At 31.3% G+C, this 13,757-nt stretch carries 16 protein-coding genes; 7 read left to right on the top strand and 9 right to left on the bottom strand.

Annotated features, from left to right (window positions below; all coding sequences use genetic code 11):
• Positions 1 to 55 precede the first annotated feature (55 nt).
• Entirely contained in the window at positions 56 to 235 is a 180-nt protein-coding gene (locus ACI32A_RS07590) for a hypothetical protein (RefSeq protein WP_439754442.1), read from the top strand.
• Positions 236 to 374: 139 nt separating this feature from the next.
• On the opposite strand, the gene ACI32A_RS07595 is transcribed toward ACI32A_RS07590, so the two are convergent.
• From ACI32A_RS07595 to ACI32A_RS07605, 3 genes are read right to left on the bottom strand one after another with little or no spacing between them, the layout of a single operon-like run.
• Entirely contained in the window at positions 375 to 1,097 is a 723-nt protein-coding gene (locus ACI32A_RS07595; protein ID WP_439754443.1) for a DUF5131 family protein, read from the bottom strand.
• Entirely contained in the window at positions 1,094 to 1,651 is a 558-nt protein-coding gene (locus ACI32A_RS07600) for a hypothetical protein (protein WP_439754444.1), read from the bottom strand. Before ACI32A_RS07600 ends, ACI32A_RS07595 begins: the two co-directional genes overlap by 4 nt.
• A complete protein-coding gene (locus ACI32A_RS07605) occupies positions 1,626 to 2,696 on the bottom strand; it encodes a DUF6591 domain-containing protein (protein WP_439754445.1) in 1,071 nt (356 codons plus the stop codon). Before ACI32A_RS07605 ends, ACI32A_RS07600 begins: the two co-directional genes overlap by 26 nt.
• 148 nt (positions 2,697 to 2,844) lie before the next feature.
• Here ACI32A_RS07605 and ACI32A_RS07610 point away from each other — a divergent pair, with 148 nt between their 5' ends.
• From ACI32A_RS07610 to ACI32A_RS07620, 3 genes are read left to right on the top strand one after another with little or no spacing between them, the layout of a single operon-like run.
• Positions 2,845 to 4,155, top strand: a complete 1,311-nt coding sequence (locus tag ACI32A_RS07610; RefSeq protein ID WP_439754446.1) for a PTS transporter subunit EIIC — start codon at positions 2,845 to 2,847, stop codon at positions 4,153 to 4,155.
• Positions 4,145 to 4,969, top strand: a complete 825-nt coding sequence (locus tag ACI32A_RS07615; RefSeq protein WP_439754447.1) for a Cof-type HAD-IIB family hydrolase — start codon at positions 4,145 to 4,147, stop codon at positions 4,967 to 4,969. Before ACI32A_RS07610 ends, ACI32A_RS07615 begins: the two co-directional genes overlap by 11 nt.
• The gene (locus ACI32A_RS07620; RefSeq protein WP_439754448.1) at positions 4,966 to 5,715 is read left to right on the top strand and encodes a DeoR/GlpR family DNA-binding transcription regulator; all 750 of its coding nucleotides are present in this window, start codon (positions 4,966 to 4,968) and stop codon (positions 5,713 to 5,715) included. Before ACI32A_RS07615 ends, ACI32A_RS07620 begins: the two co-directional genes overlap by 4 nt.
• 11 nt (positions 5,716 to 5,726) lie before the next feature.
• On the opposite strand, the gene ACI32A_RS07625 is transcribed toward ACI32A_RS07620, so the two are convergent.
• Entirely contained in the window at positions 5,727 to 6,320 is a 594-nt protein-coding gene (locus ACI32A_RS07625) for a PTS sugar transporter subunit IIB (RefSeq protein WP_439754449.1), read from the bottom strand.
• A 76-nt stretch (positions 6,321 to 6,396) separates the two neighbouring features.
• The gene (locus ACI32A_RS07630; RefSeq protein ID WP_439754450.1) at positions 6,397 to 8,514 is read right to left on the bottom strand and encodes a Tex-like N-terminal domain-containing protein; all 2,118 of its coding nucleotides are present in this window, start codon (positions 8,512 to 8,514) and stop codon (positions 6,397 to 6,399) included.
• An 84-nt stretch (positions 8,515 to 8,598) separates the two neighbouring features.
• On the opposite strand from ACI32A_RS07630, the gene ACI32A_RS07635 reads away from it, so the two are divergent.
• Together ACI32A_RS07635 and ACI32A_RS07640 are read left to right on the top strand one after the other, a co-directional pair.
• Positions 8,599 to 9,756 (top strand): FprA family A-type flavoprotein, encoded by a 1,158-nt coding sequence (locus ACI32A_RS07635; RefSeq protein WP_439754451.1) that lies wholly within the window; start codon positions 8,599 to 8,601, stop codon positions 9,754 to 9,756.
• Positions 9,756 to 10,520 (top strand): inositol monophosphatase family protein, encoded by a 765-nt coding sequence (locus ACI32A_RS07640; protein ID WP_439754452.1) that lies wholly within the window; start codon positions 9,756 to 9,758, stop codon positions 10,518 to 10,520. The genes ACI32A_RS07635 and ACI32A_RS07640 overlap by 1 nt, the downstream gene beginning before the upstream one ends.
• An 11-nt stretch (positions 10,521 to 10,531) precedes the next feature.
• Here ACI32A_RS07640 and ACI32A_RS07645 read toward each other — a convergent pair whose 3' ends face one another.
• Positions 10,532 to 10,801 carry a DUF1648 domain-containing protein gene (locus tag ACI32A_RS07645; protein WP_439754453.1) on the bottom strand — a complete coding sequence of 90 codons (270 nt, stop codon included), beginning with the start codon at positions 10,799 to 10,801 and terminating at the stop codon, positions 10,532 to 10,534.
• 65 nt (positions 10,802 to 10,866) lie between these two features.
• On the opposite strand from ACI32A_RS07645, the gene ACI32A_RS07650 reads away from it, so the two are divergent.
• Entirely contained in the window at positions 10,867 to 11,385 is a 519-nt protein-coding gene (locus ACI32A_RS07650) for a GNAT family N-acetyltransferase (protein WP_439754454.1), read from the top strand.
• Here ACI32A_RS07650 and ACI32A_RS07655 read toward each other — a convergent pair.
• Genes ACI32A_RS07655 through ACI32A_RS07665 form a run of 3 tightly spaced genes read right to left on the bottom strand, consistent with a single transcriptional unit; the run spans position 11,352 to position 13,743 of the window.
• Positions 11,352 to 12,023, bottom strand: coding sequence for a class I SAM-dependent methyltransferase (locus tag ACI32A_RS07655; protein WP_439754455.1), 672 nt, complete (start codon positions 12,021 to 12,023; stop codon positions 11,352 to 11,354). The genes ACI32A_RS07650 and ACI32A_RS07655 overlap by 34 nt on opposite strands.
• Complete coding sequence (locus ACI32A_RS07660) at positions 12,016 to 12,771, bottom strand: alpha/beta fold hydrolase (RefSeq protein ID WP_439754456.1); 756 nt, start codon at positions 12,769 to 12,771, stop codon at positions 12,016 to 12,018. The genes ACI32A_RS07655 and ACI32A_RS07660 overlap by 8 nt, the downstream gene beginning before the upstream one ends.
• A gap of 30 nt (positions 12,772 to 12,801) precedes the next feature.
• The gene (locus tag ACI32A_RS07665; protein WP_439754457.1) at positions 12,802 to 13,743 is read right to left on the bottom strand and encodes an AEC family transporter; all 942 of its coding nucleotides are present in this window, start codon (positions 13,741 to 13,743) and stop codon (positions 12,802 to 12,804) included.
• Between the last annotated feature and the right edge of the window lie 14 nt (positions 13,744 to 13,757).

Below are 13,757 nucleotides of genomic sequence, written 5' to 3' on the forward strand. Positions count from 1 at the left end.
CATTTTTTTTTCACTTTTTTTCTGTAGCCTTATATTTAGAAAGGAAAAAACTGCCATGACAGAAAAAAAAGATGCATTAAAAACACTCAACAAAATATCAAATGATTTATTCAAAACAGCTATGCAACTTCTTTATGATCAAAACGAAGACATAGAATCTATGACTCTGGCCCGGTTCATGCTGAACCTGCATGAATCCATTGATACTTTTTTGAAAGTGAATAATGAAGGATAGAAACCAGAAATATGGTTTCTATTTTTCTATTAGATTTTCAATTCAATACTTTTGAAATGCGATACAACTTATCGACATATTAATATCTTTTTTCGTTGTTTATTTAATTGAATTGATTGCTGAAGTCTTTTTTAACAAATTATTCTTTTTTTATTCGCATTGTATTGATATTGGCTTTTTTTGCTTGTCTGGATAATTGATTCACTGGAATGTAATAAATTTTTCCGTCTTTTTTCGTATATGTACCGCATTGACGAAATTCAAAACGAACATTGTGTTGTATACATTGACTTCGAATATGTAAAGCCCACTCATAATCAAATAAACGAGCATTTTTATCGGATTCTCCACCAACGATGACCAATTCAATATTGTCTAAATACTTTTCAAGGTTTACATCTTCTAATAAAGGCTGACAAATAATGCATTTATGTTTGATGGGAAGTTCTTTGAAAACAGATAACTTATAATCCACATTTCTTTGATGCTCTACACTACATCCCACAACAACATTGTCATAACCATCTTTCCAATCTTCTGGTATACATTCCATAAAGCGATCAATTCGTTTAGTCAGAAATAGAAAAGTACAGTCTTGTCTTTCTTTGATCATTTTCCAGCAATCTTGTCGCCATATATCGGCTTGTTCGATCAAAAAATCACTTGAAAAACATACATAAACCAAACCGGAAGGACAATAGTAGTCTCCATTTTTCTTTTTTCGAATTGGATAATCAAATTGTTTTGTTTGAATAATCTGACTGGTATCTATTTTTCGTTTGGCATCTCCTTTATGGATATAACAAAATCGACAACTATCAGAGCATTTTATACAACCTCTCCATGGATTCCATGTACTCATTCTGCATGTTCCTTTTCATATTCTAAAAAAGATTGTGTTTTGTACCAATATTGAATGCCCCAGTTTTCATAGTTCCATTGTTCCATATATGGATTACATTCATAGTCAATATAATAAAGACAATCCTGGTATACTATAAAATTGGTTGGAAAGAAATCAATATTTATATTATGTTGATAAACTTGTTGCGCAATCTTTTGAATTTGATGATAATAAATTTCTTTCATTTCATCGTGTTTTACATAATGATAAATTGTATTTCCTGGAATATATTCTTTTAGAATTCTTTCTTTTTGTATATCGACTTCTAATAATTTTGGAATCAAAATTCCTGTTTTCTTTAAAACTTGATAGTCTTTTCGTTCACTTTCTAATTTATTGCCAAATGCATAATAATCACAAGGCTCATGGTGAATCTGTTTACAAACATATTCTTTTCCATTTCTTGAAACCAGATACGAATAGCCTCCTTTTCCATGCCCTAATAAAGAAAGAACTTCGTATTCTTTGTCATTGACTTTTATTTGATTAATAGACACTGATGCTGATGACATTGTATCCCTCATAATTCACATTGATATATAAATTTTTTTTATTTCGGGCATAGAAACTATTTTCGAATTCAGATAATTCTTTATTAAATCCATATTCTTTACAACTTTGTACATATTCTTTAAAATCATTTTTTGTCATATTACTTATATAAACCATAAAACCATTTTCGTTTTGATATTCAATATATCCAACTAAAGAAGAAGGCTTTGGAATCCGATCATCTATCCATTCTATTTCTTCCATTTCCATTGGATATTCCACAATGATTTCCAATCGTTTCATATCATTATAACTCAATGTAAGTTGTACCCCATCAACATTAAAGCCATTAAACCAGTCTTCGTATTCTTCTATATCAATGGTATAGGTTTCTTTACATTGTTCGAGATAATTCTGAAATTGAACAGGTGATATGTCATAAATATAAAAATCAAAGTATTCTGTGCTGGATTCTTTCATTTTACCAGATGTATATTCTATTTTTTCAATACAATCCATATCCGGCCATACAAAGTTTATATCTCCTGTTTGAGGAGCCTTTAATACAATACTTAAATCACTATCATAATGATACAATTCCAGTTTATAACCTTCTTCATTAAAAGCCACAAACGAATACATTGTCTTTTCAACATCTATACAATATCCCATTTCTTCACATTCACTTACATAGTCTTCATATTTAGAATCGGAAATTCCTTTTAATTCTAAATCCAGTTCTTCTTCATCATTTACCCAGATTTCACCACTTCGAGCATTGATTGCAGGGATTTTTGTGCTTAAGCCTGTATCCAGCCAATGATATGGATGGCCATAATACATCAAAAAAGAAATCACTACGACAATAGAAAGAATCAATAAACATTTTTGTATAACCCATTTGCGTTTGGATTTCTGATAAATTTGTATTGCTTGTTTGTATAAAACAGGATCATTTTGTTGTTTTAAAGATAAAGTAATGGTTTTCATCTCATTTAATACATTTTTTGTGATTTTATCGTTTGCCAGATTTTGTATTGTTTGAAAAATTTTATTTGTATCCATGATTTTATTCTATCATATCTTGATAACCAAATTTTAACAAATTTATTATTTGGTTTTCAAAATAAATTATTTTGTTTTTTTTGTTCTATGATACAATATCCTTACAAAAAAGATCATTTTCTTCATACTAGATACAAGGAGAAATTTTATGAACGCAACAGAATTATTCAACAAATGTGAAGGAAAAAAAGGAATTGAATCTGTCGAACAATTTCCTTCCACTTTTATTATCCATCTAAAAAAAGAAATTGAACTTGAATCCAGTGAAAACATAATTTATTCACAAAACATCATTGAAATCCATCATCCTTCTTCCTCTTTTTGTCAGGAATTTATGGATTGCATGAATCAAAAAGAAAAAATCAATATTTTAAATAAAATCTTAGAAACACTAGCAGGATGTTTAGTGCCTTTGATGCCGATGCTGATTTGTGCATCCATGTTTAAAACTGTCGCATCGATTTTGGGTCCAGATATGATGAATGTCATTTCCAGTGAAAGTCATCTATATATTTTATTTAATTTTGTAGCCGATGCTGGTTTCTATTTTTTCCCAATTGTTGTCGGTTATACATCGGCCAAAACATTTAAAGTTACTCCGGTTCTAGGTATGTTTTTAGGTGCTATTCTAATTCATCCTACTTTAATTGAAATGGCAAATGAAGGTATAAAATTTTCTGTATATGGCTTACCAATGACCCCTTTAAACTATACATCCACAATTTTACCAATCATTTTATCGGTATGGATTTTATCGTATTTGGAACACTTCTTTAATAAAGTCATTCCAGAAGCCATTAAAGCTGTTTTTGCACCTTTTTTGACTTTCCTGATTATGCTGCCTGTAACGCTTTGTTTCATTGCCCCTTTAGGAAATATTTTAGGAGAATACTTATGTAATGCTTTATTAACACTAGGAAATATGGGTGGTTTGATTCGTATCTTAACCATTGCGATTTTAGGAATGCTTTGGGAATTTATTATTATGGGTGGACTCCACTGGTTATTTATTTCTACCATCTTTATGATTCTAGCCTCTAATGGACAAGAAACCATTATTACACCAATGTGTGCAGCTGCTGCCTTTGCGGTTGGTGGCATGTGTGTTGGCGCTTTCTTACGTCAAAAAAATAAAAACGATAAATCCGCTACGATTTCTTATTTTATTGCCCAAGTCATTGGTGGAATTACAGAACCTGGTTTATATGGAATTGGTTTCCGTTATAAAAAACCATTTATTGGATTGATGGCTGGAGGTTTTGTGGGAGCTCTATATGCAGCCATTACCCATGTAACTGCCTATAACTTTTTACCTGTTGCCAATTTCTTATGTTTTCTAAACTATATTGGTGGATCAACTATGAATTTCATCCATGGCATTGTTTCAGGTATTTTAGGTTTTAGCATTGCATGTGTGGTAACATATTTATTGGGAATTGAGGAAGGCTATGAAAGATAAACAAAATTGTATTAAAAATTTAAAATGTATTTTATGCGATATCGATGGAACTTTATATGACTGGTCTCGTATATTAAGTCCAGAAACGATAAAAGTGATTCAAAAGCTCCATGATAAAGGTATTTTATTGGGATTGGCTTCTGGGCGTCCTTATGAAGAATTGTGTTTATATGCCAAAGAATGGGGATTTGATTTTGATTTTGATGTCATTATTGGTTTAAATGGAGCTGAATTATATGTTTCCCATCATTTATATGAATATTTTAAATTGTCTTGCGATACATTAAAAGAAATTATGGAATTCATGAAACCATTTGATGTGAATCCCTTTTTGTATTGGCACCAGAAATTATTGTGCATGAAAAAAGATAAGATGATGGAAAAATCGGCTGCTACTTCAAAGCGAAAAATAGTGGTTGCGGATTGTGAAGATATGCTTTATCAAGAAGAAAACGCAAAAATCATGTTCCGTATGAGTGAAGAAGAAGTCGCAAAAGTGGAGGCTTTTTTAAAAACGCATCCAAGCAAAAAATATGCAGGCTTTAAAACACAATCAACTTTAATTGAATTTATGGATCCTCGTATTTCAAAAGGCTTTGCCTTAGAAAAGCTTTGTGAAAAAACAAATATAAAGCCAGAACAAATTATGGCTTTTGGAGACACTACCAATGATAATTCCATGTTAGAAAAAGCTGGTTGGGGTGTTTGTCTTTTAAATGGCAGTCAAGATACCAAAGATATTGCGGATGAAATCACAAAAGATTCTTGTTCTAATGATGGTTTTGCGAATTATATAAGAGAAAATGTATTATGAAAAAAGCAGTTAGACAAATTCAGATTCATGATATTTTATTAGAAAAAGGGCGAATTCCTATTAAAGAATTGGCACAAATTTTAAATGTAACCAGTGAAACAATTCGCTCAGATATTGCCTCATTAGAAAATCAATCACTTGTTATCAAAGAACATGGATGGGTTCGCTTAAACCAGGCCAATAATGAAAAGCCTTTGTCTTTTCGAATCAATGAAAACAGTCAATTGAAAAGAAAAATTGCGATACGGGCATTTGAAGAAATCAAAGACGGTCAAGTCATTTTTCTAGATGCTGGAAGTACCATTTTAGCTGGCGTTGATGCTCTGGCTACCAAAAAAGATATAACAGTTGTTACGCATTCTTTATTAACGGCTTCTCGTTGTGTGGATTTAAATATTCATACAGTTTTAACGGGTGGAGACTTAAATAAAGGAAGTAAGAGAACAACAGGCTATTTTTCAAATTATTTAATTGATCATTATCATTTTGATATGGCTTTTACGGGTTCTTTAGGCATTAAAGATGTACATGGATTTACAACTGTTTCTTCGGAAGGCATAGATATCATTCGCCATGTCATCAATCAAAGTAACCAATTTTATGTCGTTGCGGATTCTTCTAAATTTGAAAGTGAATCCACTTATATTTATTGTCGATTTAAAGAAGTGGATTGTTTTGTAACGGATTCTATTAATGATGTTCAAAAAGAAAAAATCAAAGATGTAAAACGAATTATAACATTATAAGAGGCTGAAATTCAGCCTCTTAATGCGATATTGATGATTTTATTAAAATTCCATGTTCCAAAATCATAGGAATGAATACCAACACACTTTGTTTCATAGTTTTCATATTCTTTTAAATGAGAAACAACTTGAGGCGCAAAGAAAACAATATCATAGTCTTCAATACAATTTTTTAAATTTTCTAAATATGTTGAATCCACTTGTAAATTCATTCCAATTTCTTCTAAATTTTTTTCAATTTCACGTGCAAAATAACTGGAAGAAACACCAGATGAGCATACAAATAAAATCTTTTTCACATTGGTGTTTTGAATTACAATATCTTCTTGTTCCACATTTTCTGTATTTTTCATAAAATCAAAGAAAGACTTGAAATGCTGTGATACAAGTTGAATGTCATCAATCAAAAAGTGAAGTGAAAAAACAATGTCCTGGTCTTGAACAACTTCCAGTTGTACCAGCTGATCGCCTAAAAACGCAATCGTTCCTTTTTTTCCTTGATGATTAAATTCAATTTTATAAGGTGTATTTTCCTGTGCCATTGGAAAAGAAAGAATCCAATGATAGAAAAATGCTTCCAATGTGTTCATTTTCAACTCAATCATTTTATCACTCTTTTCTTAATGACAGAGTTATACACCATTTATTTTTTATTTGTCAATTCTTTTTCTTCTGTAAACGTTAACAACATGGAATTAAGCTCAATTGTACCTTTTCACGGCTATAATCAATATTAGATACCCAGACATGGACAATATCTCCTACACTCAAGACTTCACTTGGATGAGATATTTTATGATTTGCACATTTTGAAATATGTACCAGACCATCGCTATGTAAGCCAATATCCACAAAAGCTCCAAAATCCACAACATTTCGAACCGTTCCTTCTAGTTCTTGTCCAATATGTAAATCTTCTAGATGAAGGATGTCACTTCTTAATTGAGGGGCTTCAAATTTATCTCGATAATCACGAGCTGGTTCTTGCAGCGTTTGTACAATGTCTTGAAGTGTATATGCATCAGTATGTAATTGACTGGCAGCTTGTTGAATATCTATTTCAATAGGTACTCCCATTTTTTCAATGTGATAGACTTCCATTAATTTTTGTGTGAGTTCATAGCTTTCCGGATGAATGCCTGTGGCATCTAATGGATTTTGTCCATTTTCAATGCGTAAAAACCCAGCACATTGAATAAAGGCTTTCGGCCCTAATTTTTTAACATTCTTAATTTGTTGTCTATTTTCAAATAATCCATGTTCATTTCGATAATTCACAATTTCACTGGCAATCGCTTTTGTAAGTCCAGAGACATGACATAAAAGTTCAACAGAAGCGGTATTGATATTAACCCCTACACGATTGACAGATTTCGTTACCACAAAATCTAAGCGCTCTTTTAATTGTTTTTGTGGCAAATCGTGCTGGTATTGTCCCACGCCAATGCTTTGTGGATCTATTTTAATTAATTCTGACAAAGGATCTAGAACTCTTCGTGCAATGGAAACTGCACTTCTTTCTTCCACTTGTAAATCCGGAAATTCTTTTCTTGCTTCTTCCTGAGCACTATAAACACTAGCTCCTGCTTCAGAAACGATAATGTATTCACAAGAAATATGGTTTTCCTGAATCACTTTCGCAACGAATTCCTGGCTTTCTTTACTGGCAGTTCCATTTCCAATCGCAATGATTTGAATTTGATAGGTTTGAATTAAATGTATTAGAATTCGCTTGGCTTCTTGTTTCTTGTTCTGAGGAGCATGGGGATAGATTTTTTCTACTTTCAATAATTTTCCTGTAGAATCCAATACCGCTAATTTACATCCATGTGCATAGCCTGGATCAAATCCTAAAATGGTTCTTCCTTTTAGTGGTGGCTGCATCAATAGTTTTTCTAAATTCATTGAAAAAACTTCAATGGATTGTTCATGCGCTTTTTGTGATAATTCATTTCGAATTTCTCTTTCAACACTTGGAAACAATAAACGTTTACAGCCATCTTCTACAGCTTTTTCAATATAAGAAAGTGTAGCACATTTTCGATCTCTAGTAATGCCACGAATCGCATAGCGAATATTATTTTCTTCGTTAAAATCAAAAGAAACAGAAATGACTTTTTCTTTTTCAGCACGATTAATGGCCATAACCTGGTGATTCGCTAAATAACGAACAGGCTTTGAAAAGTCGTAATACAATTGATACACTTTTTTTTCATCTGTATGTTCTTTCTTTTCTTTTGTGATGAGTCTTCCATATTTTTCAATGGACTCTTTTACACGCCATCGAAGTTTTGGCTGATCACTGACCATTTCCGCAATAATGTCCATAGCACCTTGTAAAGCTTGTTGAATATCCAATACTTCTTCATTGATATATTTTTGAATGTCTTTTTCTTCAAATTGAATGGGACAAGAAACAATGATGTCCGCTAAAGGTTGTAAACCTTTTCGAATAGCCTCTGCTGCTCTTGTTTTTTTCTTTTCCTGATATGGACGATAAATATCATCGACCTGGGATAATTTCGTGCAATTTTCAATTTCTTTTTTTAAAGCATCTGTTAATTTTCCTTTCGTTTCAATTAAACGACACACATCTTCTTTTCGTTTTTGAAGATTTTCCATATATTTATATTCTTCTTCAATGCCTTGAATTTGTTCTTCATCTAAGCCACCTGTCATTTCTTTTCGGTAACGAGCAATAAAAGGGACCGTAGCTCCTTGTTGTAGTAATTGTAAAACATTTTGTACTTGTTGTTCCTGAATTTGAAATTGACTGGCTATTTTTTTCATATTTTCCATTTTTTCACCCCAAATCATTGTATAAAAATAAAAGAAGATTGTAAATTTATATTGATAGAGTAGAATAGTTATGAGGTGATTATAGTGAACGTAACAAAAGATATTCAATATGTAGGTGTCAATGACCACGACATTGATTTATTTGAAGGACAATATGTCGTAGAAAGAGGAATGGCCTACAATTCCTATGTGATTTTAGATGAAAAAATTGCTGTCATGGATTCTGTTGATGCGAATTTCGGTCAAGAATGGCTTCAAAACATTCAAAACGTATTAAACAATCGTCAACCAGATTATTTGGTAGTTCAACATATGGAACCTGATCATAGTGCCAATATTTCTTTATTAGCTCAAACGTATCCAGATATGATTATTGTTTCCAGTGTACAGGCATTTACAATGATGAAACAATTTTATGGAGATGATTTTGCGACTCGTCGTTTAGTTGTAAAAGAAGGTAGTACTTTGGAATTAGGATCGCATACGCTTCAATTTATTGGTGCGCCTATGGTGCATTGGCCAGAAGTATTAATGACATATGATTCAAAAGATAAAGTATTGTTTTCAGCCGATGGATTTGGTAAATTTGGTGCCAATGATATTGAAGACCCTGAAGGATGGGCTTGTGAAGCGCGTCGTTATTATTTTGGAATTGTTGGTAAATATGGAATGCAAGTTCAAAATGTATTGAAAAAAGCTTCAAAATTAGATATTCAAATCATTTGTCCTTTACATGGCCCTGTATTAAATGAAAATTTAGGATATTATCTGGATTTATACAATACCTGGTCTAGTTATCAAACAGAAAGTGAAGGCGTTATGATTGCGTATTCTTCTATTTATGGAAATACCGAAAAAGTGTGTCAGGAATTAAAACGTATTTTAGAAGAAAAAGGTTGTCCAAAAGTAGCCTTGAATAACTTAGCACGCGAAGATATGCATGAATGCATTGAAGATGCATTTCGTTATGGAAAAATCGTATTGGCTTCTGTAACATACAATGCAGATATTTTCCCTCACATGAAAACATTTATTCATCATTTAACAGAACGTAATTTTCAAAATAAAACCATTGGATTTATTGAAAATGGTTCCTGGGCTCCTATGGCAGCTAAAGTCATGAAAAAAGAATTTGAAAATAGTAAAAATATCACATTTACAGATACTACAGTTTCCATTCGCAGTGCTATGAACGAAACTACAAAAGCACAATTAAATGCATTGGCAGATGAATTATTGTAATGAAAGATATATTGGAAATTGTTATTGAAATAGCCAGAGAAGCTGGGCAAATATTCAAAAACAATCGGAATTTTGAAATCCATGAAAAAACAGATATTTCAAATATTGTGACTTCCATGGATGTACAAATTCAAAATCAAGTGATTCAAAAATTATTAAATTGTCCGATTGATGCTTGTATTTATGCCGAAGAACAAGGCAAACAAGAAATGAATGAAGGCTATGTATGGGTCATTGATCCAATCGATGGAACAACAAATTATGCCTATGACTATAAATGGAGTTGTATTTCCATTGCTCTTTTATTTCAAAAGCAAGTACAAATTGGTGTAATCTATAATCCATATTTGGATGAAGTATTTTATGCGCAGAAAAACAAAGGAGCTTATTGTAATGGAAACAGAATCCATGTAACAAATCATTTTTTGAAGAATTCCATTTGTGCAATTGGAACAAGTCCTTATTATCCAGAATTAATGGATATATCATTCAATCGAATTAAGGCTTTATTTTCTTATAGTAAAGACATAAGAAGAAGTGGAAGTGCCGCTTTAGATCTTTGTTCCCTGGCTTCTGGGAGAGTAGATGCATTTTATGAACAAAGATTGTCTCCATGGGATTTTGCGGCAGGTTCATTGATTATTCAAGAAGCCGGTGGCATTATTGAATCATTAGAAGAATTTTCATTTGAAAACAATATTTCCATTGTAGCCGGTAATTCCAATAACTTTCAAGAAATAGTAGATACAATAAAAAAGGCGTAACACACGCCTTTTTATATATTAAAAATTAAACTTACAATTAAAATCAAAATACCAGCAATTGATAAAATCATTCCTTTTTTATTTTCTTTTGTCATTGTAACAGATCCCACAATAGATATAACAAATGGAATCATAATCGCAAATATTTTAGGCATCGTATTTGTGACTTGTCCATCCAATCCTACTTGTACTGCTACAACATCTGGAAGAAAAAACCAGGAAACAATAGCCAATCCAATGGCTAGAATAATCAATAAAATTTGGATACTGTTTTTTTTCATTTTTTTTACCTTTATGTGCTTTCTACTTTTATTTTATGCTATCTTGACATATAATCAAGATTACTATGAATACGATAAAGCTTATAAAACCTTCAATCGAACATAAAGACATTGTAATGGATTTTCAATATGAATTTATAGAAGCAAATGAAAGAATTAGTGGAAGCGCTGGTTTAGAACAAGCCATTCATTATGAAGACTGGCTAAATGGAAATTGTATTCCACATTATGGAAAAGTCAAAGAAAAAATATATTTGGTTTTTGATGGCAATGAACTAATTGGTATTTGTGATATTCGATTAGAAACCAATGAATTCATCAATTTATATGCCGGTCAAATTGGATATAGTGTTCGTCCTTCTCAACGAAAAAAAGGCTATGCTTCACAAATTCTTCAATTTATATTAAAAGAAGCTTTTCAACTTGGTTTTTCAAAAATATTAGTTACTTGTAATGAAAACAATATAGCTTCCAGCAAAACTATTGAAAAAAATGGAGGAATATTCGAATCAATAATCCCCCATCCAGGTTATCCAAATGTAAAGCGATATTATTTTATGGCCAATAGTACAGAAAACTTATGATAAGAATAAATACAATTTACTTCTGTAAAACCACATAGATATAACATATCTATTTCTTGTTTTACACTGCATTCTTTATCTAGTTTTCTTCTTTCTTTCCAAAGCGTGATATCTTTTTGTGTAAGTCCACTTGAATATATTTGTGTTTCCCAAAATGAATCATACATTTGATTCATTTTTTTATTTTCTGCACAGAATTGGTCATAATTCACAAAAATACCACCTTCTGGTAGGAAATCATAAATTCGTTGAAATAATTCAAGTTTATTTTCTAAGTGATGAATGGATAAAGCTGATAAAATACAATCAAAATTTCCATTTGGAAATGCTTTAGTATAGTCCATTACTTGAAATGAAACACTAGAACATTCCATAAATCTTTTCTTAGCCATTTCTAACATATCTTGTGCAATATCTAATAAAACATAATCTGCCTTTGGATTTTCTTTATACCAAAAATAAGACAATAAACCGGTTCCAGCTCCTAGATCAAGGATATGTTTTGGTGAATCTATATTAGATAAAATAAAATGAGTAGATGTTTGATAGAAATCATCAAAACAAGGAATAAATTTTTTTCGATTTTGATCGTATTCCTCACTAATCAAATTGAACTGATTTTCAATATCCTTATTCATCAAAAAATCCTCTACATAAAGAAACAAATTCATCTATATTACTTATCATTGCCGGATGATTTCCATGTTGAAAAATGTGACTTTTTACTAAATTTGTTTGTGTCTTAATGTCATGAAACAGTTTATTATAATGTTCTTTTTCAAACATTTCATCCTCTTTACTCCCAGTTAATAACATTTTTACTTGTAGACTAGATAACGGCTGATGGAAAAAGATTCCAATTTGATTTGCATGATGAACAATTGCTTGCGTGTCCGCATCTAAAATTGTTTCCCAATCTTGTCCATGCATATATTCCATCATAGTACAAAATTCTTGATTTTGTTTTGCGTATTGTCGTCCAATTTGAATTTGTTCTGTAATATACGAATTAGCTTGAATTCCTTCAAAGCTATCCGCCACCACTGCATGAATTTGTTTTGGATTTTCCAGTGCCATATTTATTGCAACTAAAGCACCTCCAGAACATCCAATAACATCCACTGCATCCAATTGTTTGTATTCACAAAATGCCATGACTTGTTTAGCCCATTCAAACCACAAATCAATTGGCCACAAATCAACTCTCTGGGATTGTCCACATCCTAAAAAATCCAATAAGAAAACATGATACGTATCAGTAAATTTCAAAACAACATTCATAAACATTTTACTAGATGTTGTATTGCCGTGTAACAATAATAAGGGCTTACCCGCTCCATGTTCTTCATAATATATTTTATGACCTTCATATACAAAATAACTCATATTGTTATCCTTTCATGACTATTTTCATTATTATAATATTCCCATACTCTTTAAAATAAATAACCATAACGTAATAGAAAACCCACTTAATAAAGTAGTAATCATCACCACTGTACTAGATAAAGTACCTTCATGTCCCATATTCTTTGCCATGACATAACAAGTGACTGTAGAAGCTGATCCTAGCATAATTAAAATCGCCACCATTTGGTCTTGGATAAAGCCAAAGTGAATAGCTAATGGAATAAAAAGCATACAAAAGCCAAACAGTTTCATAAAACTAGCAATAACAGCTGATTTTAGACTTCCTTTTGCTTTTTCAAAATTAAAAGAGGCTCCCATCGCAATCAATCCCAAAGGAGAAGCTAAAGCAGAAATATAATCAATAGTTTTTGATAAAACAGGTGGATATGGAAGTTGAAAATAGGAATAAAATATTCCAATCAGAATTCCAATAATAATTGGATTTTTTAAAATACCAAAACAAGTTTTTTTAATTAATTGTTGATCAATACCATGAAGACCTGGTTTAAAAAAAGATAAAACGATAACGGCTACAATATTATATAAAGGCACACTTCCAATAATCATTAAAGGCCCCATAATAGAATCTCCATAAATATTTTGAATCAAAGCCATTCCCAGCAATGCTGCACTAGAACGATAAGAAGCCTGAATAAATTCTCCTTTATTTTCTTCTTTTAATAAAATAGAAATCACAAAAGATATCAAAATACTTAATACTGTCACACCAAAACAAAATAAAACAAATTTTGTATTCCAGCTTGTTTGAATATCAATGGTGGCCAGATTTTTAAAGACCATGACAGGTAATGGAATTAAGAACACAAAGGAATTGAGTTGTTTAGCAAAAGATTGAGACACAATATTCAATTTACGAAATATAATTCCCAATATCATTAATAAAAATACAGGTAATGTCGCATTTAAACTAAAAATTAAATTTTCCATAAAATAAGACTATC

The sequence above is a fragment of the Floccifex sp. genome (assembly GCF_051873555.1).
GTDB lineage: Bacteria > Bacillota_I > Bacilli_A > Erysipelotrichales > Erysipelotrichaceae > Floccifex.

What these genes read in the sequence shown, in the direction of transcription:
- ACI32A_RS07655 (WP_439754455.1), bottom strand. Translation starts at nt 12,023, where the DNA reads ATGAATAAGGATATTGAAAATCAGTTCAATTTGATTAGTGAGGAATAC.
- ACI32A_RS07665 (WP_439754457.1), bottom strand. Translation starts at nt 13,743, where the DNA reads ATGGAAAATTTAATTTTTAGTTTAAATGCGACATTACCTGTATTTTTA.
- ACI32A_RS07645 (WP_439754453.1), bottom strand. Translation starts at nt 10,801, where the DNA reads ATGAAAAAAAACAGTATCCAAATTTTATTGATTATTCTAGCCATTGGA.
- ACI32A_RS07600 (WP_439754444.1), bottom strand. Translation starts at nt 1,651, where the DNA reads ATGTCATCAGCATCAGTGTCTATTAATCAAATAAAAGTCAATGACAAA.
- ACI32A_RS07625 (WP_439754449.1), bottom strand. Translation starts at nt 6,320, where the DNA reads ATGATTGAGTTGAAAATGAACACATTGGAAGCATTTTTCTATCATTGG.
- ACI32A_RS07620 (WP_439754448.1), top strand. Translation starts at nt 4,966, where the DNA reads ATGAAAAAAGCAGTTAGACAAATTCAGATTCATGATATTTTATTAGAA.
- ACI32A_RS07640 (WP_439754452.1), top strand. Translation starts at nt 9,756, where the DNA reads ATGAAAGATATATTGGAAATTGTTATTGAAATAGCCAGAGAAGCTGGG.
- ACI32A_RS07590 (WP_439754442.1), top strand. Translation starts at nt 56, where the DNA reads ATGACAGAAAAAAAAGATGCATTAAAAACACTCAACAAAATATCAAAT.
- ACI32A_RS07610 (WP_439754446.1), top strand. Translation starts at nt 2,845, where the DNA reads ATGAACGCAACAGAATTATTCAACAAATGTGAAGGAAAAAAAGGAATT.
- ACI32A_RS07660 (WP_439754456.1), bottom strand. Translation starts at nt 12,771, where the DNA reads ATGAGTTATTTTGTATATGAAGGTCATAAAATATATTATGAAGAACAT.
- ACI32A_RS07630 (WP_439754450.1), bottom strand. Translation starts at nt 8,514, where the DNA reads ATGGAAAATATGAAAAAAATAGCCAGTCAATTTCAAATTCAGGAACAA.
- ACI32A_RS07615 (WP_439754447.1), top strand. Translation starts at nt 4,145, where the DNA reads ATGAAAGATAAACAAAATTGTATTAAAAATTTAAAATGTATTTTATGC.
- ACI32A_RS07650 (WP_439754454.1), top strand. Translation starts at nt 10,867, where the DNA reads ATGAATACGATAAAGCTTATAAAACCTTCAATCGAACATAAAGACATT.
- ACI32A_RS07595 (WP_439754443.1), bottom strand. Translation starts at nt 1,097, where the DNA reads ATGAGTACATGGAATCCATGGAGAGGTTGTATAAAATGCTCTGATAGT.
- ACI32A_RS07605 (WP_439754445.1), bottom strand. Translation starts at nt 2,696, where the DNA reads ATGGATACAAATAAAATTTTTCAAACAATACAAAATCTGGCAAACGAT.